Here is a 19340-nt window from a genome sequence, read left to right as displayed (position 1 = left end):
CTCGGCGGCTCAGGCACCGGTGTGGAGGTATGCGGCCCACAGGTAGGGGACCTTGGTGCGATCGAGCCCGCCCGGCAGGTCCTGACCGTCGCGCAGGTCGCGTACCGCCTGGTGGAGCGCCCAGGCCGAACGGCTGGTGTCCAGCGCTCCGGCAGGGGTGCGCAGGTGGGTGTAGAAGGCGTCGGCGACGGCGGCGGCCGTCTGGTCCCTGATCTCCCACAGGGTGCCCACCACGTGGGGGAACCCGGCGAGCTGGAAGGCGGAGGTCAGGTGGATGGACTCTTCGATCAGCTCGACGTTGCCGACGGCCGCGGTGCGGCAGGCGGACAGGTAGGCCAACCGGGCGTGGTCGAGGCGGACGGGGGCGAGACTGGCGACGGTGAACGGGTCGGACGCGTGGTCGTGGAGCAGGAGCAGGCTCCGGGAGGGGTCGGCCGGATGGCTGGCGCCGTGGCAGGCGAAGTGCGCGATCGTGCAGTCGGGCAGGTGGCGCAGAACGGCCGGCTTGGTGGGCGGCTCCGTGAGGGGCACGTCCGCGTCCGCGGGGTCGGGCTCACGCAGCAGGACGGAATCCGGCAGGTGCCGGCGCAGTAGCTCCGCCTCGGCCGCCACGTAGGGGAGGCGGCCGAGTCCGGGCACTCCGGGAGTGGTGGGCATGGCGACGATCAGGCCCCGGACGGGCGCGTCCGGGGACAGGACCCGGCCGCCACTGGTGCGGCGGGCGTGGCGCAGGGCGCGGACGGTCGGTGTGTAGGAGGAAACCACCCGGTCCAGGACGGTACGCCGGCGCGCGTCGTCGGCGGGATCGGTGTGGTGGCCCGCGGCATGCAGCGGCAGCAGCCCCAGCACTCCGCCCGGCACCCACCACACCCGTGGCCAGTCGGCCTCCGCCGACGGCCGCCGGTCGTGGCCCAGCAGACCGAGCACCGGTCCTGCCGCGTTGTCCCACAGCCACTCCAGGACTGCCGTCATGTCCTCCTGCGCCGCGCGCCGGGCAGCGGCGCTCGCGCCGGTGGAGGCGGTGACGAGCGCCTGGTGGAAGGCGGTGATCTGCTCGTTCACGGTGGCGACGGTGATGCCGGGGAGTTCCAGGCAGGTGATGCCGTCGTGGGTGAGGACCAGGGCGTCGCTGCGGAAGTGGCTGATGTTGAACACCACGACCGGGCCCTGGGACGCCTCGGAGAGGAGTTCCTCGACGCTGGGCGGGAGGGCGAACGAGCCGAACCCGTCGAGCGCGCGAATCTCACTCAGGGTCCGGGTGAAATCGCGGACCAGGTCGTGCCGGTCGAGGGGGGCGCCGCGCTCCTGGTCCGCGGCGAGGGCGCCCGTGTCCAGGAGCTCGCCGAGGGCGGAGTCGCCGACGGGCTGGTCCAGCCGGGCACGCAGGCGCACGAAACGTGCGGCCAGGGCCGGGTGACGTTCTTCCAGGTCGGTGATGTCGTCACGGGTGTCCAGCGCCTGGCTGTAGAGGACCGCCCGCCCCGCCTCCAGCAACCGCAGCGCCCTGGCGGCCCGTTCACGCCGGCCCGTGCGGGGGTCGGCCAGAGCGAGTCCTGCGGCGTTCACGGCGAGGCCGGCGTACTGACCGAGCGCGTACTGCTGATCGACCCGTCCCAACTGCCGTGCGGTCAACTCGGGCAGCAGCAGCACCGCGGCCTCCGCCGCGTCGGACGCCCGCCCCGGGTCCGACGCGGCCAGCAGCGCGGCGATGGCACTTCCCGCCTTGACGCGGACGGACGGGCTCGCCGTGGGCGAGGCGCAGGCTTCGGCGTAGGCGGCGACAGCCCCGTCGAGGTCCGTCCCGTTCCCGGTGTGCTCGGATCTGGCCCAGAGCGCGGTGCCCAGGCCGATCTGGGCTTTCGCGCCTTCGGGGTGATCGGCGGGGGTGACGGCGACCGCGGCCCGGAGGTGGTCGACGGCTTCTTCCAGGTCCGCCTCCTGCCGGCTCTGCTTGAACCGGGACGTCAACGCGGCCCCGAGGTTGGTCTGGTACCGGGGGCGTTCGGGGTGCTCGACGGGGGTGGCCGCCACCGCGGCCCGGAAGCAGTCGACGGCCTCGCCCAGGGCCGCCCGGTCCTTCGTCCGCTCGAATCCGGCCAGCAGCGCCTGCCCCAGATTGGACAGGTACTGCGCTCGGTTGACGTGGTGGTCCGCAGTGGCTCCCCTTGCCTTCCGCTGGACGGCGACGGCCTCGTCCAGGTCCGCCGGGTCCGCGGTGCGCTCGAACCGCGACAGCAACGCCAGTCCGAGGTTGGTCTGGTACCGGGGGTGTTCCGGGTGCTCGACGGGGGTGGCCGCCACCGCGGCCCGGAGGCAGTCGACGCTCTCGTCCAGGGCCGCGCGCTCCCCCGTGCGGCCGAACCGTCCGATCAGGGCGACCGCGAGGTTGGACAGGTGCCGGGCCCGGTCGGGGTGGTCGTCCGGGGTGGCCGCCACCGCCTGACGCTCCACGCCGATGGCCTCGTCCAGGTCTGCTACGTCCCCGGCCCGTTCGAAACTGGCGCGCAGCGCCTGCCCGAGGTTGGTCAGGAGCAACCGCCGCGTGGGGTGGTCCTCCGGGGTGGCCGCCACCGCCGTCCTGAGACCGCGCACGGCCTCGCCCAGGTCCGTCATGCTCCCGGTGCGCCCGAAACGCGCCTGCAGGATGACCGCGAGGTTGGACAGCCGCAGCGTCCGTGCGGGGTGATCGTCGGGGGTGGCTTCCGCCGCCTCCCGCCCCACGGCGACGGCCTCGTCCAGGTCCCCCGCGTCCCCGGTCCGCTCGTACCTGGCCCGCAGCGCCATCCCGAGCGTGGACAGGATCGTGGCCCGCCCGGGATGGTCGTCGGGGGTGGTGTGAACGGACTCGCGCAGGGCGGCGACGGCCTGGTCCAGGTCCGCCGGCTCGCCGACGCGGTCGTACCGCGACTGCAGGGCCACCCCCAGGTTGGACAGGCACACGGCCCGGTCGGGATGGTCGCCGGGGAAGAGTGCCAGCGCGTCCCGTCCCGCGGCGACGGCGTCGTCGATGTCCACCGGGTTCCCGTTGCGGTCGTACCGCGACTGCAGTGCGACCCCCAGGTTGGACAGGTACGCCGGCCGGTCGGGATGGTCGTCGGGGACGAGGGCCACCACGGCACCGAGGCAGCCGACGGCCTCGTCCAGATCCACCCGGTCCCCGGTGCGCTCGAACCGCGACTGCAAAGCGGCTGCCAGGTTGGACAGGTGCCCCGCCCGCTCGGGACGGTTGTCGGGGACGAGGGCCACCGCAGCACGGAGGCGGTCGACGGCCTCGTCCAGATCCGTCCGGTCGCCGACGCGCTCGAACCGCGAGAGGAGCGCGACGGCGACCTTGGCCAGATGGCTCGGCCGGTCGGGGTGGTCGGCGGGAAGCGTGTGCAGCGCCTCCCGCGCGACCACGACGGCATCACCGGTTTTCGTCTGGCTCCCCGTGCGTTCCAACTGGGCGTGCAACGCGTCCGCGAGGTTGGACACGTACGTGGGGCGCTCCGCGTGATGGACGGGGGTGGCCGCCACCGCGTCCTGGAGACTGCGGACGGCTTCGGCCAAGTCCGCCAGGTCGCCGGTCCGGTGGAACCGTTCCGTCAACGCGACCCCGAGGTTGGACAGGTACAGAGGCCGGTTCGGGTGGCCTGCGGGGGTCGCCTCCGCCGCCTCCCGCTCGACGGTGACGGCCTGGTCGAGGTCCACCTGGTCCCCGAAGCGCTGGAACCTGATCCTCAGCACCGACCCCAGGTTGGACAGGTACGTCGCCCGGTCGGGATGGTCGGCGGGGGCGGACGCCACCGCGCTCCGCAGACTGCGGGCGGCTTCGTCCAGGTCCGCCCGGTCCGCGGTCTGCTTGAACCGCGGCACGAGCGCGATCCCCAGGTTGGACAGGTATCCCGCCCGCTCGGGGTCGTCGGCGGCCACGGCCCTCACCGTGGTCCTGAGATGCTCGACGGCTTCGTCCAGGTCCGTCGGGTCACCGGATCGCGTGAACCGCACCCGCAGTGCGTCTCCCAGGAGGCTCAGGCACTTCATCCGCTGCGGGTCGTCGGCGGCGAAGGCCCTGAGCGCGTCCCGGGCCACGTCGATGGCGGCGTCCAGGTCGCCGCGGTCCCCGGCCCGGGAGAACCGCAACTGCAGCGCGGCCGCCACGTAGGCCTGGCACACCGGACGCTGGGGGAAGCCGGGCGGCATGGCGTGCACCACTCGTTTCCACAGGAGCACCGTGGCGGAGAGCAGGTCCGGATCGGCCGACTTCGTGGCCCGGTGGAACAGCTCGACCGCGTGCGGTGCCGCGTGCCCCGCGACGAACGGCAGCGCGTCTGGTGGCAGTCCCTCGGCACCGTCGAGGAAGCACGGAACGAACGCCGACACCGCGGCGGTCAGATCCGTGTGGTTGACGCCGAGGGGGAGGGCGGCCCCGCGGTTCCAGTGGAACCAGCCGAGTGCGTACCAGGCGGTGACGTCGCTCTCGCCGCTGCCGTCGGCGGTGCGCAGGAGCGCGGCGAGCCGCTGGGCGTCGGCGAGGGCCTGCGGCTCCATCACGGCGGAAGGATCGCCCGTCTCGGCCAGCCGCCCCAGCCGTGCCCACACCGAGGCCACCAACTCGTCGCGCACCCGCGCCCCCTGTCCGTACCGTCCTCGACGGCCACGCCCTACCGGTGCATGGGGGTGAACCGACGCAACGCCCGTTGTTCGGTGCAACAATCCAATGAGGTGTCAGGTTAGTCGGCCGCGGGGCGGGGCGGCGGCCGAACCGGCGGTACGGGGGTGGGCCATGGCTGACGAACGAGGGTGCACGGCAGGGCGGTTGGCGGCGCTGTGCGGTCACCTCGACGAGATCCGCAGGGATCTGCGGGGCGTGCCCACCGGTGGGGACAGCCCGGTGGAGCGGGTACTGGCCGCCGTGCGGGGCGGGGGCGACGTGGCGGACGCGCTGGACAGGCTGCACGCGGTGCTGCAGGTCGGCGGCGATCCATGGGGGTTGGACGGCTACGCCGACGAGGGGTCCGGCCTCCGGGGGATGTGGCCGGAAGGGGTCGCGCGACCGCTGACGGGTGAGCACGTGTATCTGTGCCCCGGCGGACTGTGCACGCGTTCCTGGTGGCCGCGGCGGGCCGCCGAACCGGTGCCGGAGTGCCGGATGAGCGGTGCGGCCCTGCGCAGGAAGCGGCTCTGACCCGTGGGCGGGCTGCTGACCGAGGTGGGCAGGAAGCTGGCCGAGAAGTGGGTGACCCTGCTCGCGCTGCCCGGTGCCCTGTACCTGGCCGTCGCCACCGCCGCGGTCTCCCTCGGCCACACTCACCCGTTCGACCTGTCCCGCACGGCCGACCGGATCACCGCCTGGGCCGACCGTTCGGCCGCGGCCGGGGGCGGCGGCCAGGTGGTGCTGCTGCTGGCGGTGCTGGCCGCCGCGGCGATGGCGGGACTCGCCGCGCAGGCGCTGGGTTCCCTGCTGGAACGGCTCTGGCTGGCCGCCGACTGGCCCGCCTGGCCACGTCCCGCCCGCACACTCGCCGCCCGGCGCACGGCCCGAAGGCGCCGCGCGTGGATCGCCGCCGCCCGGACCTGGCACCGGCGCCGCGACGACGACATCCGTTCCCTGGCCTCCGGGAACCGGGCCGATCCCGCAGCCCGGCACGCCGCGGAACGCGCCATGACACGCATCGCGGTCGAAGAACCCACGCGTCCCACCTGGAGCGGCGACCGCCTCAACGCGGCGGCGGTGCGCATCGAGCGCGACCAGGGCCTCGACCTGGCCGCCACGTGGCCCCACCTGTGGCTCGCGCTCCCCGACGGCCCCCGCGGCGAGGTCACCGCCGCCCGCCAGGCCCTCACCCGCGCGACCACACTGGCCGCCTGGGCCCTGCTCTACCTGCCGCTCACCCTCCGGTGGTGGCCGGCCGCCCTGGTCGCCTGCGTCCTCGCCCTCACCGCCCGGGCCCGTACGCACGCGGCTGTCGACGCGTACGCCCTTCTGCTGGAAGCCGCCACCCGTCTGCACGCCCGCGACCTGGCCGGGCACCTGGGCCTGGACGCCACCGTCCCCCTCACCCTCGACGCCGCCGACACCGTCACCCGGTATCTGACGCCCACCGCGCCCCCGCCCCCGGACGGGAGTGACGACTGAGGGACCGTCGTGGTAGGGGCGGCAGGGGCGGCAGGAGCACCCGCCGGCCGCGGGTGTCTCACATCGTGACACTCGCTTTCCGAAAAACAAGACGACTGAGATCGTTGCGGGACACATGTTTCGCACGTGAAAGAACCAGCCATGCCCGCACCAGCTTCCGCCCCAGCACCGCAGACGCCCGTCAATCCCCGGTCGCGGGTCCTCGTCGCCAGCCTCATGGGGACGACGATCGAGTTCTACGACTTCTACATCTACGCGACCGCCGCCGTCCTCGTCTTCCCGAAGCTCTTCTTCCCGAGCAGCGACCCCACCACGGCCCTGCTGTCGTCGTTCGCGGTCTTCGGCGCCGCGATGGTCGCGCGGCCGGTGGGCGCCGTCTTCTTCGGACACCTCGGCGACCGGCTCGGCCGCAAGAAGACGCTGGTCGTCTCGCTCCTCACCATGGGCATCGCCACCTTCCTCATCGGCGTACTGCCCACCTACGCGCAGGCCGGCTGGGTCGCCACCGCGCTGCTCGTGCTGATGCGGCTCGCCCAGGGTTTCGCGCTCGGCGGCGAGTGGAGCGGGGCCGCGCTGGTCGCGACCGAGAACGCGCCCCGCGGCAAGCGGGCCCTGTGGGGGACCTTCCCCCAACTCGGCGCCCCGCTCGGTTTCATCATCGGCAACGGCCTGTTCCTGGTCATCGGGGCGCTGCTGCCCTCCGAGAGCGGCGCCGACCCCACGCAGCCGTCCGAGGCCTTCGCGAGCTGGGGATGGCGCATCCCGTTCCTGTTCTCCGCCGTGATGGTCGCGATCGGCCTGTGGGTGCGCTCGCGGCTCGTCGAGTCGACGGTGTTCACCCGGACCCGCGAGGCCGGGAAGGTGCGGAAGCTGCCGCTGGCCACCGTGGTCCAGGGCCACTGGAAGCAGCTGGTCCTGGGCACGTTCATCATGCTGGCGACGTACGTGCTCTTCTACCTCATGACCACGTTCTCGCTGAGCTACGGGCGCGCCGCGAAGGACGCCGACGTGCCGGGGCTGGGGTACGGCTACACGACGTTCGTCCTGATGATGATCTTCGGTGTGCTGTTCTTCGCCGTGTTCACACTGGTCTCCGGCCCGCTCGCCGACCGGTACGGGCGCCGCGCCACCCTGGTCTGGATCACGGCCGCGATCGTGGTCTTCGGCCTGGTCTGGGTGCCGCTGATCGGCATGGGCACGCTCGGCGTGGTGCTGTGGCTGGTGCTCGGCTTCACGCTGATGGGCATGACCTTCGGCCCGATGGGCGCCCTGCTGCCGGAGCTGTTCCCGACGAGCGTGCGCTACACCGGGTCCGGCATCTCGTACAACGTCAGCTCGATCCTCGGCGCGGCCGTCGCCCCGTTCATCGCGGTGGCGCTGTGGGAGGCCGGTGACGGCTCGCCGTGGCTGGTCGGCGTGTACCTCTCGGCGATGGCCGTGCTGACGCTGGCCGCCCTCCTGCTCTCCAAGGAGACCAAGGACGTCTCCCTGGACGAGCGGGAGCCCGCACCCGCCGGCGAGGACGCCGCCCGGACGGCCCCGGCCGCGTCGTCGTCCGCGTCCTGAGCCCTCGGCAGTCCCGCGCGAGCCGCACGGAGCCCACCCTGCGCGGTCCGCGCAGGGTGGGCTCCGGCGTCCTCAGATGCCGCAGTTGGGCGCCGACCAGTACGGCGACGGGTCGAAGGCCACGTGGGTGTGGTCGTTGTGGCCGGGGTAGCCCGGGCCGAGGATCTCCGAGAAGCCGTGGGTCCTGGCCTGCTGGGCGAGCCGGCAGAAGCTGGGCGAGCCGGTGAGGTCGGCGGCGTCGCCGTAGAGGTGGCGGCTGGTGGACGAGCCGCCGACGGCGGTGTTGCAGGCGCGGGAGCGGAAACCGCTGGAGACTGTGAGGGGTACGTCGCCGAGGGCGTGCCGCATCGCCTCCAGCTTCCACATGGTCTTCAGCGCGTTCGCCTTGGCGGTGGCGGCGGAGACCGCGCCGCCCGACCAGTCGGAGTTGCACTTGTTCAGCTCCGCGTAGGTGAAGTGGACGGGCGTGCAGTCCGCGTCCTGGAGCGCGTAGATCTTGCTGAAGGTGGCGGGGCCCGCGACGCCGTCCGCGGCCAGCCCGTAGGCGGCCTGGAACTTCTTGACGGCGGCGGCGGTGCGGGCGCCGTACTGGCCGTCGTAGGAGAGCCGTTCGCCGGAGGTGACCCAGCCCGCGACGCGGATCTGGAGCTGCGTCACGTCGCTGCCGGAGGACCCCTGGGAGAGGGTGCGGTTCCAGGTGTAGCAGGAGTCGGCCTGCGCGGTGCCGGCGGTGGCCCCCACACCGATGACCGCTCCTGTCACGATCATGACAAGTGAGAGAAGCAAGCGTGACACGCGTCTGAACATCCCGGCCTCCCGAGCCTCGAAGCGTCCGTGAACCGGAGCCCAGCGTGGGCCACGGCGCTACGCGCGTCAACAGGGCCCTCGTGGGCGGCCGTTCGCCGGACGGAGGCCCCCGGGGGAATCTCCGACTCCGTCAAGGGGAAGGAAAAGGGGAGAAAGACCAGGAACGAGCAGGACCCGACCACTTCCCCCCACAGCTCCTCAGGGAGGCCCCATGCTGCGTGGCATCGACGTCAGCGCCTACCAGTCCTCCGGCTACGACACCGACGGCCTCTCCTTCGTCTTCATGAAGGCGACGGAGGGCCGTTCGTACGTCAACCCCAAGCTCTCGGCCCAGACGAAACGGGCGCGCGACGCCGGACTCGTCGTCGGCTTCTACCACTTCCTGTGGCCGGGCAACCTCACCGCCCAGGCCGAGCACTTCGTCTCCAAGGCCCCGGACCGCAAGGGCGACATCCTCGCCGTCGACTGGGAGACGAACGGCGAGGGCACGCATCCGAGCAACGCGGAGAAGGACAGCTTCATCAAGAAGCTGAAGGCGCTGCGGCCGGACAACCGCGTCGTCCTCTACTGCAACCGGCACTTCTGGTTGAACGTGGACACCACCTCGTACGCCGGTGACGGGCTCTGGATCGCCGACTACGTCTCGGCGGGCAAGCCCCGCATCCGGGCCAAGTGGCGCTTCCACCAGTACACGGACGAACCGGTCGACACCAACGTGGCGGACTTCTCGAGCCGGGCCGCGCTCAAGGAGTGGGCCCACGGCGCCTGAGGGCGGGTCAGCCCCGGAAGCCCGCGGGCCGCTCCGGGGACGCCTCCGCCAGCGCCTTGGTGACGCCGTCGACTCCCTCGCGCAGGCCGTAGACCGGGGTGTCGGGCTGCTGGCGCCAGGAGTCGTCGATGCCGCCGGCGTCGACGGTGTCGAAGCCCAGCTCGTCGATCAGGGCGCGGACCTTGGCCTTGGCCGCCTCGTCGTCGCCGGCCACCGGGAGCGCCATGCGGTCGGGTGCTCCGGCGGGGCGATGCCGGTCGAGGATGTCCTGGGCGTAGGTGCCGTTGAAGGCCTTGACCACCGGGTGGCCGAGGTGGCCCTCGGTCCAGCGGCTCTCGGTGAGGCCCTCGTCCTCGATGCCCGCGATCCTGCCGTCCCGCTGCTGCGGGTAGTAGTTGCCGGTGTCGATGACCGCGACGCCCTCGGCCGCCCCGTCCAGGACGCCGGACGGCAGCTCGGGGACGCGCTTCAGCGGGATCGTGACGACCACGATCTCGGCGCCGCGCGCCGCCTCCTCCACCGGTACGGGGGTGGCGCCGGTCTCCTCGGCCAGCGCGGTGAGCGTGTGCGGTCCGCGCGAGTTGGCGACGGAGACGTCGTGCCCGAGGGCGGTGAGCCGCCGGGTGAGGTTGCCGCCGATGTTGCCCGCGCCGATGATGCCGATCTTCATGATGCCGACTCGCCTGGCCTTCCGGAGGTCGTGTCGCGCGGAGCCCCGTGGCCCGCGCCCGTGACCCGCACCAACCTCCGGCCGGGGTGCGCTATTCCGGGCGGGGCGCCCGTCCGGGTGACCGGTGGGCGCCCCGCTCGTCGTGGTGCCGCTACTTGTTCAGGTGGGCCCAGAACTCGTCGAAGGACAGCTTCTTGTCGCCGTCGAGGTCGCGGCCGGCGATGATCGCCTCGGCCACGGACTCGGTGACGTTCCAGTCGCCGCCCTGGGCGAGCGCGGTCTTGAACTCGGCCGCGGTGATGAGACCGTCACCGTCCGTGTCGATCCGCTCGAACTGCTTGCGTGCTTCCTCGATGTCCGCCACCGGTCCGCCCCTCGTTTCGCGCATGGGTCCTTCTGACGCAGGTCAGATTATCCGCCCGCCCGCGCGTCCAGCGCGGCGACCACCCACCCGAACTCCTCCTCGTGGGCGGGCGGCGGCTCGTGGCCGTTCACGATCGCCGACAACTCCCGGTAGCGGGCGAGCCGGACGTTGGCCCCCGCGGTGAGGCGTTCGCGTACGACGGCCGGGTCGGCGTCGCCGATCAGCGCGTGCAGGATGCCGGCGGCCCGCGGCGAGTCCGGCGCGACGCCCTCCCGCAGCGCGTCCCCGGCGAGTTGCACCAGGCGGCTCATGAACCAGGAGCCGGTGGGGACGTCCGGCCCCCGGTCCGCCGCGTTGAACTCGGCCGACCGGCGCATCGCCCGCCGGAACTCCGGGTCCTGGATCAGTTCGGCCAGTTCCACCCAGGCGTCCACCTGTTCCGGGGTGGGGTCGTCGGGCAGGTCGGCCACGGCGAAGCGCAGGCGGGTGCGGACGCCGGGGTCCCCGGTGTCGATGCCGTCGAAGACCTCCGCCGTGAAGTCCTCGATGATCCGCCGCCGTTCGGCGGTGGACAGTCGCGCCAGTTTGTTCATCAGGGTCATCTCCTCTGCGGTCGAGCCGCGTCGTGCCACGGTGGACAGCACCGCGCGGGTCACCCTGAGCGCACGGATCTGCGCGTCCAGCGCGCTCACGTGCGCCGCCGCGACCTGCGCGACCGTGGTCTCGCCGGCCAGCACACGGCGTACCGCGTCCAGGCCCAGACCCAGTTCGCGCAGGGTGCGGATCAGCTCCAGGCGGGCGACGGAGGCGGCGTCGTAGAGCCGGTAGCCGCCCGGGGAGCGGGTGACCGGGGGCAGGGCGCCCTCGTCGGACCAGTAGCGGATGGTGCGCACCGCGAGTCCCGTGGTGCGCGCCAGCGCGCCGATGGTCATGAGGCCGGTGCCGTCGTCGGTCATGTCTGGGAGTCTGTGCCTTCCAGTGGGTGGAGACTCAAGGAGCGCGGTGTGGCGGAGAGCCTGCGGGACATTCTGGACGCGGCGGCGCGGGGGGTGTTCCCGCCGGCGGACGGCGGGACGAGCGTCGTGCCGCAGCACGCCGGCCGGGACGCGGGGGTGATCGCGTTCACGGCGCACTCGGTGGTCTTCACCGACGAGGACGAGGGGTGGGTGCGCGGGACGCTGGCCGCGCTGGACTGCGATCCGCTCGCCGCGGCCATGCATCCCCGCTTCCTGACGGCCTTCGCGGAGCGCACGGGGCGTACGACGGACACGGTAGACGTGCTGCTGACCGGCGCCCCGCTTCCGGGGCGGCCGGACATCGCGCCGGCGGAGGTGGCCGATCCCGGGCATCCGCGGGTCGTCGCGGCCCGGCGGCGGCGCGACGGGGTGCGGGTGTGGGCGGCGGACGGCGGGGTGCTGGTGCTGGGCCGCGGGGTCGGCGGGCGGCTGGAGGTCGCCGTGGAGGTGGCGGACGGCGCCCGGCACCGGGGGCTGGGGCGGCGGCTGATGACGGCGGCACGGCAGTGGTCCGCGGGCGAGGCGGTCTGGGCGCAGGTCTCGGCGGGGAACGCCCGCAGTCTGCGGGCGTTCCAGGCGGCGGGCTACCGGCCGGTGGGCTCGGAGGCGCTGTTCCAGCGCCCTTGAGCCGGGGCGGCCGGGGTCAGTGCCAGGGCTGGTAGTGCGGGTTGCTCTCGCACTCGCTCATGATCTCGGTCTTGGTCTGCCGGTCGACCGGGCAGACGCCGATGATGTACTTGCGCTGGATGCCGCCGGGGAAGGCGACCTCGACCTGGTCGGCCCACTTGTGGGTGTCGCCGATGGTCTTGTTGACGTCGATGCCGCCGGGGGCGTCGATGTAGTAGTTGTAGCCGGACTTGTACCAGGTCTTGTACAGGTCGTGGTCGTAGGTCGTCGAGACGAACGGCGAGGGCTGGTTGACCAGGACGTACTTCTCGACGTCGTACTGGCCGTTCCGGACGTCCTTGGCGTGGAAGCCCTCCTCGAAGACGACCTGGGGGCCGCGGCTGTCGCTGCGGTAGAGGGTGCCGCAGGTGGTGCGCCAGACCGGCTCGGGGGTGATGCGGTCGACGTCGACGCCGCGGTCGGCGGCGGCCTTGGTCTTGTCGTCGAACTGGGGGCAGGCCGGGGCGGCCTTGGCGGGGGCCGCCGCGGGGGCGGGGGCGGCTCCCGGGACGGCCGCGGCGGAGGTGGCGAGGACCGCGGAGAGCGACAGGACGGCGGCGGCGGTCCGGCGGCGCAGACGAGTGGTGATCATGCGGATACGATCCCGGCCGTGGCGCCGCACGCTCCGGATTCTCACCCGTAGGTGGCGTGTCCGGCGAACGGGGTTGATTTCAGCGGCAGATGGACTCTCACCGGTCCACGACGCGCATCTCGAACCAGGTGGTCTTGCCGCGCGGCAGCAGATCGACGCCCCAGCGGTCGGAGAGTTTGTCGACGAGGAAGAGACCGCGCCCGCTGACGTCCGTCTCCTGCACCGGCATCAGGCAGGGCAGCCCCCGGGAGGGGTCACGGACCTCGACCCGGATCCATCCGGGGCGGCGGCGCATGCGCAGGCCGAAGACGCGGGCGCCGGTGTGGCGCACGGCGTTGCCGACCAGTTCGGAGACGAGCAGGACGGCGTCCTCGGTGACCTTGGGGCCGAGTGTCCACTGGCGCAGGCAGACGACCTGGGCCAGCCGGCGGGCGGTGGCCGCGGACTCGGGGAGGGAGGGCAGCCGGACTTCGCGCTCCGTGGGGTTGCCGTACAGGTCCAGCGCCTGGGTCGCGCGCTCGTCCTCGACCGCCGGCGACCAGCGCGCCGCGGTCGCACGTCCGGCTCCCCGCGGCTGTCCCGTACCCTCCAGCCCCGCCATGCCCCCATCATGGCCGCCTTCCGGGGGCTTGGGGGCCGTTCCCGGTGAATGGGCTCCGGCGGCAAGCGGGCGGGGCGACGGCCGTTCGGCATGTGCCACAGACAGTGCGGGACCGGAAGCAGGCGCGATGACCTGCGACGACGGCTCGGCCGGAGACAAGCGACGGACTCCCTCGACAAGGCGCGCTTATGGGTGCGTTAAGGCTGCCATAAACCGCCCCATCGAGGGACCCGGATGAGACATCGTGTCAATTGCAAGGAGTACAGCGGGACTTCGGGTGAAACTTGTACTTCCTGTGGGGCGGTGTCAGAGGAACTTCGCCTTGCCGGGGCCCTCTTCGACGAAGCTGCGCATGCCGCGCTCGCGGTCCTCCGTGGCGAACAGGCCCGCGAACCAGTTCCGCTCGACGGCGAGACCGGTCTCGATGTCCGTCTCCAGACCCGTGTCGATCGCCTCCTTCGCCGCGCGCAGGGCGATGGCGGGCCCCTTGGCGAGCCGTGCGGCCCAGGCGTGCGCCTGCTCGTAGACCTCGGCGGCCGGGACCACCCGGTCCACCAGGCCGAGGGCCAGCGCCTCGTCGGCCTTGACCTGGCGGCCGGTGAAGATCAGGTCCTTGGCCTTGGAGGGGCCGATCAGCCGGGACAGCCGCTGGGTGCCGCCCGCGCCCGGGATCAGCCCGAGGAGGATCTCGGGCTGGCCCAGCTTGGCGTTCTCCCCGGCGATGCGGAAGTCGGCGCAGAGGGCGAGTTCGCAGCCGCCGCCCAGCGCGTAGCCGGTGACGGCCGCGACCACCGGCTTGGGGATGCGGGCCACCGCGGTGAAGGAGTCCTGGAGGGCACGGGACCGCGCGATCATCGCCGCGTGGTCCATCACCTGCATCTCCTTGATGTCCGCGCCCGCGGCGAACACCTTCTCGCCGCCGTGGATCACGACGGCGCGGACGTCCTCGCGCCGGGTGACCTCCTCGGCCAGCTCCTTCAGCCGGTCCTGGGTGGCGACGTCCAGCGCGTTCATGGGCGGGCGGTCCAGGCGCAGCGCTGCGACACCGTCCGCGACTTCGAGGTGTACGGTCATGCCCCGCAGGTTAGCGGGCGTTCACGCGGCGGGGCAGTCTCCCCCTCACGCCTTCCACTTCTCCCAGGACATGTTCCAGCCGTTGAGGCCGTTGTCCGGGGCGATGGTGGCGTCGTTGGAGTTCTTGACCACGACCACGTCGCCGATGAGGGAGTTCTCGAAGAACCAGCGGGCCGGCGCTCCCTTGTCCCAGCCGCCGCGCACGTCGCGCAGGCCGATGCAGCCGTGGCTGGAGTTGCGGTTGCCGAAGGCGTCGCCGCCCCAGTAGTTGCCGTGGATGAAGGTGCCGGAGGTGGACAGGCGCATGGCGTGCGGGACGTCCTTGATGTCGTACTCGCCGCCGTAGCCGACGGTCTCGCCGTTCATGCGGGTCACCGGGAGCCGCTCGGTGATGACCATCTGGCCGTTCCAGGTCTCGTAGCCGGGTGCGCCGGTGGTGACGGGGATGGTCTTGACGGTCCTGCCGTCGCGCACGACCTTCATCGTGAGCTTCTTGGCGTCCACGACGGAGACCTGGCTGCGGCCCACGGTGAAGGAGACGGTCTTGGCCTGCTTGCCGTAGACGCCGTCCCGGCCCTCGACGCCGTCGAGGTTGAGGTCGACGGTGACCTTGGTGCCGGCCTTCCAGTACTGCTCGGGGCGGAAGTCGAGGCGGTCGTTGCCGAACCAGTGGCCCTCGACCTCGACGGCCGGTTCGGTCTTGACGGTGATGGCCTTCTCGACGTCCTCCGGGTGGGTGATGCCCCGGGTGAAGCGGATCGAGAACGGCATGCCGACGCCGACCTTCGAGCCGTCCTCCGGGGTGAAGGTGCCGGTGAAGGTGTTCTTCGGCGTCAGGGTGGTGAAGCGGGAGTCCTCGGCGGCCGTGCGGCCCGCGGAGTCCTTGGCGACCGCGTGCACGGTGTACGTGGTGGAGGCGGCCAGGTGGGTGGACGGCGTCCAGGTGGCGCCGTCCCCGGATATCTCGCCGTCGACCTTCGCGCCCTTGGCGTCCTTGACGACGACCTCGGTGAGCTTGCCCTTCGCGGCGCCGACCTTGAGGGCACCGCTGGTGTCGACCGCCTCGGCCCCGTTCTTCGGGGCGACGGTGACGACGGCCTCGGACTGCTCGCTCTGCGCCGCGGTGGAGTCCTTGGCCCTCTCCCCCTTGCCGTCCCCGGCCCCCGGGCCGTTGCCACCGCACGCGGTGACGGTCAGCATCAGCAGCCCGAGTACCGCCCCCGCTATCGGACGCACGTTCACCTGTTCTCCCCTCGCCGGGCCTGGTCGGGCCCGCGCCCCAGTGCGCCCGCGCGCACCGGCGCATCGTAACCGCAGGCCAGGGGGTTGCGGGACCGATGGATTGTCACCGTTCCGTACCGAGTTGGCGGCCCGGGCCGGGAGGGGTGGCGGGGTCACTTCACCGCGCTGCCCGCCTTCCATCGCTGCCACTTCATGTTCCAGCCGCCGAGCCCGTTGTCGGGGGCGACGGTCCTGTCCTTGCTGTGGACGACCTCGACGACGTCGCCGACGAGGCTGCGGTCGAAGAACCAGCCCGCCGGGGTGTCCGACCCGCCGCCCTTGTCGTCGCGCAGACCGACGCAGCCGTGGCTGACGTTGGCCCGGCCGAAGGTGTCGGCGGGCGCCCAGTAGTTGCCGTGCAGGAAGGTGCCCGAGCTGGTCAGGCGGATGGCGTGCGGGACGTCGGGGATGTCGTACTCGCCGCCGAAGCCGACCGTGCGGCTGTTCATGCGGGTGACCTCGAGCATCTCGGTGATCACCATCCGGCCGTTGTAGGTGGGCGTCGTCGGCGCCCCCGCGGTGATCGGCACGGTGGCCAGCAGCGTGCCGTCGCGGCGCACCTCCATGGTCCGTTCGAGGGCGTCGACGCGGGAGACCTGGCTGCGGCCGACGGTGAAGGAGACCTTCTTGTGCTGGAGTCCGTAGACGCCCTTCGCGCCCTCGACGTCCCGCAGCCGGAGGTCGACGGTGACCTCGGTGCCGGGCTTCCAGTACTCCTCGGGGCGGAAGTCGAGGCGGTCCTTGCCGAACCAGTGGGGGCGGATCTCGACGGCGGGCTCCGCGGTGACCGTGACGGCGCGTTCGACGGCGGCGCGATGGGTGATCTCGCGGTTGAACTCCAGCGAGACGATCATGCCGGTGCCGACGACCGAGCGGTTCTCGGGGGCGACGTAGGCGATGAAGCGTTCCTCGGGGACCTTGGTGGTGAACGTGGTGTGGCGGGCCGAGCGGCGTCCGCCGCCGTCCAGGGCGACGGCGTCGACGGTGTACTTGGCGGCGAGGGCGAGCCGGTCCTCGTCGGGCCGCCAGCTCAGGCCGTCCTCGGAGATCCGGCCGGGCACCGGGGTCTCCTGCGCGTCCTGGGACCTGACCACCTTCACCGACTCCAGGCGCCCGTCGGGCACCCGCACCGACAGCTTCCTCTCCGGCGGGACGGCCCTGCTCCCGTCGTCCGGGGTGACGCGGATGACGTCCTCGGCGGCGGGTGGCTTGCCGAACATGTCGCCGATGCCGGAGCCGATGCCGCCGCCGTCCCCGGTGCATCCGGCGGCCCCGGCCAGCAGTCCTGCCCATGTCAGTAGGGCGGCCAGAGCGGCGCCCGCGCGCCGTGCGCGCCCGTGTACGTGCCTCACATCCACCCGTAACGACCGGTCGGCCCCGGGGAAACGTGAGTGCGAGCCACCCGGTGGGCAGAACTGTGGGGAGGACGACGCGACGGGGAGCAGCGGCCGGGACGCCGTACGCCCTCCTGACGGACGTCGTTTCCACGAGCCGTGGGAGGCCGACAGGTGTCCAGCGCAGCCGAGCAGGAGGCGGTGGCCGGCGCGGACGGGCGTCCGTCCGTGGTGGTCAACGGCGGGCGGCGGGCCGCCCCGCCGCCCGCCGCGGCGGCCCGGCCGGGCACCCCGGTGCCGTTGGGCGCCCGGTTCCGGACCGGCCCGGACCGGGTGGCGGGGACCAACTTCGCGCTGTGGGCGGGCGGGGCGGAGGCGGTGGAGCTGTGTCTGTTCGACGGGCCGGGTCCCGGTGCCGGGGAGCGGCGGGTGCGGCTGACCGAGCTGACGCACGAGATATGGCACGGCTTCGTGCCGGGCGTCCTGCCCGGGCAGCGGTACGGCTACCGGGTGCACGGCCGCTGGGACCCGTGGACCGGCGCCCGCTGGAATCCGGCGAAGCTGCTGCTCGACCCGTACGCCCGCGCGGTGGACGGCGACTTCGTCCTGCCGCCCGAGGTCTACGGGCACGTCCGCGACTGGCCTGAGCAGCACGTGGCGGACACCGTGCGCGACGACCGGGACTCGGCGCCGTACGTCCCCAAGGGAGTGGTGGTCCATGACGACGACGACTGGTCGGACGACCACCGGCCCAAGACGCCGTGGGCGGACTCGGTCATCTACGAACTGCACGTGCGCGGCTTCACCCAGCTCCACCCGGACGTCCCGCCCGAGCTGCGCGGCACGTACGCGGGCCTGGCGCACCCGGCGGCGGTCGCACACCTGACCCGGCTGGGCGTGACGGCGGTGGAACTGCTGCCGGTGCACCAGTTCGCGCACGAGAGCCACCTGCTGGAGCGGGGCCTCAGGAACTACTGGGGCTACAACTCGGTCGGCTACTTCGCCCCGCACGCCGCCTACGCGGCCTCCGGCACCACGGGGCAGCAGGTCGGCGAGTTCAAGCGGATGGTGCGCGCGCTGCACGCGGCCGGCATCGAGGTGATCCTGGACGTGGTCTACAACCACACGGCGGAGGCGGGCGAGCGGGGCCCGACGCTCTCCCTGAAGGGCATCGACAACCGCGGCTACTACCGCCTCCAGTCCGACGCCCGCCGGTACGCGGACTACACCGGCTGCGGCAACACCCTGCACGTCGTCCAGCCGCACGTGCTGCGCCTGATCACCGACTCGCTGCGGTACTGGGTCACGGAGATGGGCGTGGACGGCTTCCGGTTCGACCTGGCGGCGGCGCTGGCCCGCTCGATGCACGACGTCGACATGCTCTCCCCGTTCCTCGCGGTGATCGCGCAGGATCCGGTGCTGCGGCGGGTGAAGCTGATCGCCGAGCCGTGGGACGTGGGTTCGGGCGGCTACCAGGTGGGCGCCTTCCCCCCGCTGTGGACGGAGTGGAACGACCGCTACCGCGACACGGTGCGGGACTTCTGGCGGCACGCGCTGCCGGACGTGCGGGAGATGGGCTACCGCCTGTCGGGTTCCAGCGACCTGTACGCGTGGGGCGGGCGGCGGCCGTACGCCTCGGTCAACTTCGTCACCGCGCACGACGGTTTCACACTGCGCGACCTGGTGTCCTACGAGCGCAAGCACAACGAGGCCAACGGCGAGGGCAACCGGGACGGCACGGACGACAACCGGTCCTGGAACTGCGGCGCGGAGGGCGAGACGGACGACGCGCAGGTGCGTGCGCTGCGGCGGCGCCAGCTGCGCAACCTGCTGACCACGCTGCTGCTGTCGACGGGGGTGCCGATGCTGGTCGCGGGCGACGAGATGGGCCGCACCCAGCGCGGCAGCAACAACGCCTACTGCCAGGACAACGCGGCCAGTTGGGTGGACTGGAGCCTGCTCGACGACCCGGAGTGGCGACCGCTGTTCGAGCTGGCCTCGCGGCTGGTGGCGCTGCGCCACCGGCACCCGGTGCTGCGCCGCCGGGCCTTCTTCTCCGGCCGCGCGCATTCCGCGGACGGCCTGCGCGACCTGGCCTGGTTCACGGCGGAGGGCGCCGAGATGACGGAGCGGGACTGGTTCGCCCCCGCGGCCACCCTCGGCATGTTCCTGTCCGGGCGGGACATCCCGGGCCGCGACGAGCGGGGGGACCCGGTCACCGACGACAGCTTCCTGGCCGTCCTGCACGCGGGCGGGGAGGCGGCCCGCTTCGTCCTGCCGGGTCCGCCGTGGGCGCGGCGGTACGAGGTGGTCGTCGACACCGGCCGCGAGGAGCAGGGCGGTGCGCCGGGCACCGTGCACGCGGCGGGGGCGGCGGTCACGGTGCCGGGGCGGACGGTGCTGCTGCTGCGGGCGGCCGGCTGACGCCGTCCCGGGCGGTTTCTCAAGGCAGCGTTTCGGCTCCGTGAACTCGTCGGCGATC

General features: G+C 72.7%; 15 protein-coding genes and 1 pseudogene. 6 read left to right on the top strand and 10 right to left on the bottom strand.

Features of this window, described 5'->3' with window-relative positions:
- Window positions 1-9: 9 nt before the first annotated feature.
- On the bottom strand, window positions 10-4605 hold the full coding sequence (locus Sdi02f_RS11745; protein WP_108933210.1) for a CHAT domain-containing protein: 4596 nt from the start codon (window positions 4603-4605) through the stop codon (window positions 10-12).
- A 160-nt stretch (window positions 4606-4765) separates the two neighbouring features.
- Here Sdi02f_RS11745 and Sdi02f_RS11740 point away from each other — a divergent pair, with 160 nt between their 5' ends.
- The 3 genes from Sdi02f_RS11740 to Sdi02f_RS11730 all read left to right on the top strand — a co-directional run bounded on the left by Sdi02f_RS11740 (window position 4766) and on the right by Sdi02f_RS11730 (window position 7684).
- Window positions 4766-5167 (top strand): hypothetical protein, encoded by a 402-nt coding sequence (locus tag Sdi02f_RS11740; RefSeq protein WP_030402426.1) that lies wholly within the window; start codon window positions 4766-4768, stop codon window positions 5165-5167.
- A gap of 3 nt (window positions 5168-5170) precedes the next feature.
- Complete coding sequence (locus tag Sdi02f_RS11735) at window positions 5171-6118, top strand: hypothetical protein (RefSeq protein WP_051783486.1); 948 nt, start codon at window positions 5171-5173, stop codon at window positions 6116-6118.
- Between the two features lie 141 nt (window positions 6119-6259).
- Window positions 6260-7684 carry an MFS transporter gene (locus Sdi02f_RS11730; RefSeq protein WP_030402428.1) on the top strand — a complete coding sequence of 475 codons (1425 nt, stop codon included), beginning with the start codon at window positions 6260-6262 and terminating at the stop codon, window positions 7682-7684.
- Window positions 7685-7756: 72 nt separating this feature from the next.
- Here Sdi02f_RS11730 and Sdi02f_RS11725 read toward each other — a convergent pair whose 3' ends face one another.
- The gene (locus Sdi02f_RS11725; RefSeq protein WP_031086198.1) at window positions 7757-8491 is read right to left on the bottom strand and encodes a D-Ala-D-Ala carboxypeptidase family metallohydrolase; all 735 of its coding nucleotides are present in this window, start codon (window positions 8489-8491) and stop codon (window positions 7757-7759) included.
- A gap of 211 nt (window positions 8492-8702) precedes the next feature.
- Between Sdi02f_RS11725 and Sdi02f_RS11720 the strand changes: the two genes are divergently transcribed.
- Entirely contained in the window at window positions 8703-9260 is a 558-nt protein-coding gene (locus tag Sdi02f_RS11720) for a glycoside hydrolase family 25 protein (protein ID WP_108933209.1), read from the top strand.
- 7 nt (window positions 9261-9267) lie between these two features.
- Here Sdi02f_RS11720 and Sdi02f_RS11715 read toward each other — a convergent pair.
- The 3 genes and pseudogenes from Sdi02f_RS11715 to Sdi02f_RS11705 all read right to left on the bottom strand — a co-directional run.
- Window positions 9268-9948: pseudogene (locus tag Sdi02f_RS11715) on the bottom strand (NADPH-dependent F420 reductase); the annotation flags it as partial.
- A gap of 133 nt (window positions 9949-10081) precedes the next feature.
- Window positions 10082-10294: an EF-hand domain-containing protein gene (locus tag Sdi02f_RS11710; protein ID WP_030402432.1), complete on the bottom strand. Its 213-nt coding sequence runs from the start codon at window positions 10292-10294 to the stop codon at window positions 10082-10084.
- A gap of 47 nt (window positions 10295-10341) precedes the next feature.
- The gene (locus tag Sdi02f_RS11705; protein WP_053662713.1) at window positions 10342-11250 is read right to left on the bottom strand and encodes a helix-turn-helix domain-containing protein; all 909 of its coding nucleotides are present in this window, start codon (window positions 11248-11250) and stop codon (window positions 10342-10344) included.
- Between the two features lie 48 nt (window positions 11251-11298).
- Between Sdi02f_RS11705 and Sdi02f_RS11700 the strand changes: the two genes are divergently transcribed.
- Window positions 11299-11937: a GNAT family N-acetyltransferase gene (locus tag Sdi02f_RS11700; RefSeq protein ID WP_030402434.1), complete on the top strand. Its 639-nt coding sequence runs from the start codon at window positions 11299-11301 to the stop codon at window positions 11935-11937.
- A gap of 16 nt (window positions 11938-11953) precedes the next feature.
- On the opposite strand, the gene Sdi02f_RS11695 is transcribed toward Sdi02f_RS11700, so the two are convergent.
- The 5 genes from Sdi02f_RS11695 to Sdi02f_RS11675 all read right to left on the bottom strand — a co-directional run bounded on the left by Sdi02f_RS11695 (window position 11954) and on the right by Sdi02f_RS11675 (window position 16876).
- Window positions 11954-12568: an ADP-ribosyltransferase gene (locus Sdi02f_RS11695; RefSeq protein ID WP_030402435.1), complete on the bottom strand. Its 615-nt coding sequence runs from the start codon at window positions 12566-12568 to the stop codon at window positions 11954-11956.
- A gap of 97 nt (window positions 12569-12665) precedes the next feature.
- Window positions 12666-13169, bottom strand: a complete 504-nt coding sequence (locus Sdi02f_RS11690) for an ATP-binding protein (RefSeq protein ID WP_030402436.1) — start codon at window positions 13167-13169, stop codon at window positions 12666-12668.
- Between the two features lie 306 nt (window positions 13170-13475).
- Entirely contained in the window at window positions 13476-14243 is a 768-nt protein-coding gene (locus Sdi02f_RS11685) for an enoyl-CoA hydratase/isomerase family protein (RefSeq protein ID WP_030402437.1), read from the bottom strand.
- A gap of 45 nt (window positions 14244-14288) precedes the next feature.
- Window positions 14289-15485 carry a L,D-transpeptidase gene (locus Sdi02f_RS11680; RefSeq protein WP_031086190.1) on the bottom strand — a complete coding sequence of 399 codons (1197 nt, stop codon included), beginning with the start codon at window positions 15483-15485 and terminating at the stop codon, window positions 14289-14291.
- A 152-nt stretch (window positions 15486-15637) separates the two neighbouring features.
- The gene (locus Sdi02f_RS11675) at window positions 15638-16876 is read right to left on the bottom strand and encodes a L,D-transpeptidase (protein WP_030402439.1); all 1239 of its coding nucleotides are present in this window, start codon (window positions 16874-16876) and stop codon (window positions 15638-15640) included.
- Window positions 16877-17032: 156 nt separating this feature from the next.
- Between Sdi02f_RS11675 and glgX the strand changes: the two genes are divergently transcribed.
- Window positions 17033-19282, top strand: a complete 2250-nt coding sequence (gene glgX / locus Sdi02f_RS11670) for a glycogen debranching protein GlgX (RefSeq protein WP_108933208.1) — start codon at window positions 17033-17035, stop codon at window positions 19280-19282.
- Window positions 19283-19340: the final 58 nt, after the last annotated feature.

The sequence above is a fragment of the Streptomyces ardesiacus genome, assembly GCF_003112575.1.
In the GTDB taxonomy this organism is placed as follows: domain Bacteria; phylum Actinomycetota; class Actinomycetes; order Streptomycetales; family Streptomycetaceae; genus Streptomyces; species Streptomyces ardesiacus.
The sequence above is the reverse complement of the archived record's forward strand: the minus strand, read 5'-3'. Positions and strand labels throughout refer to the sequence as shown.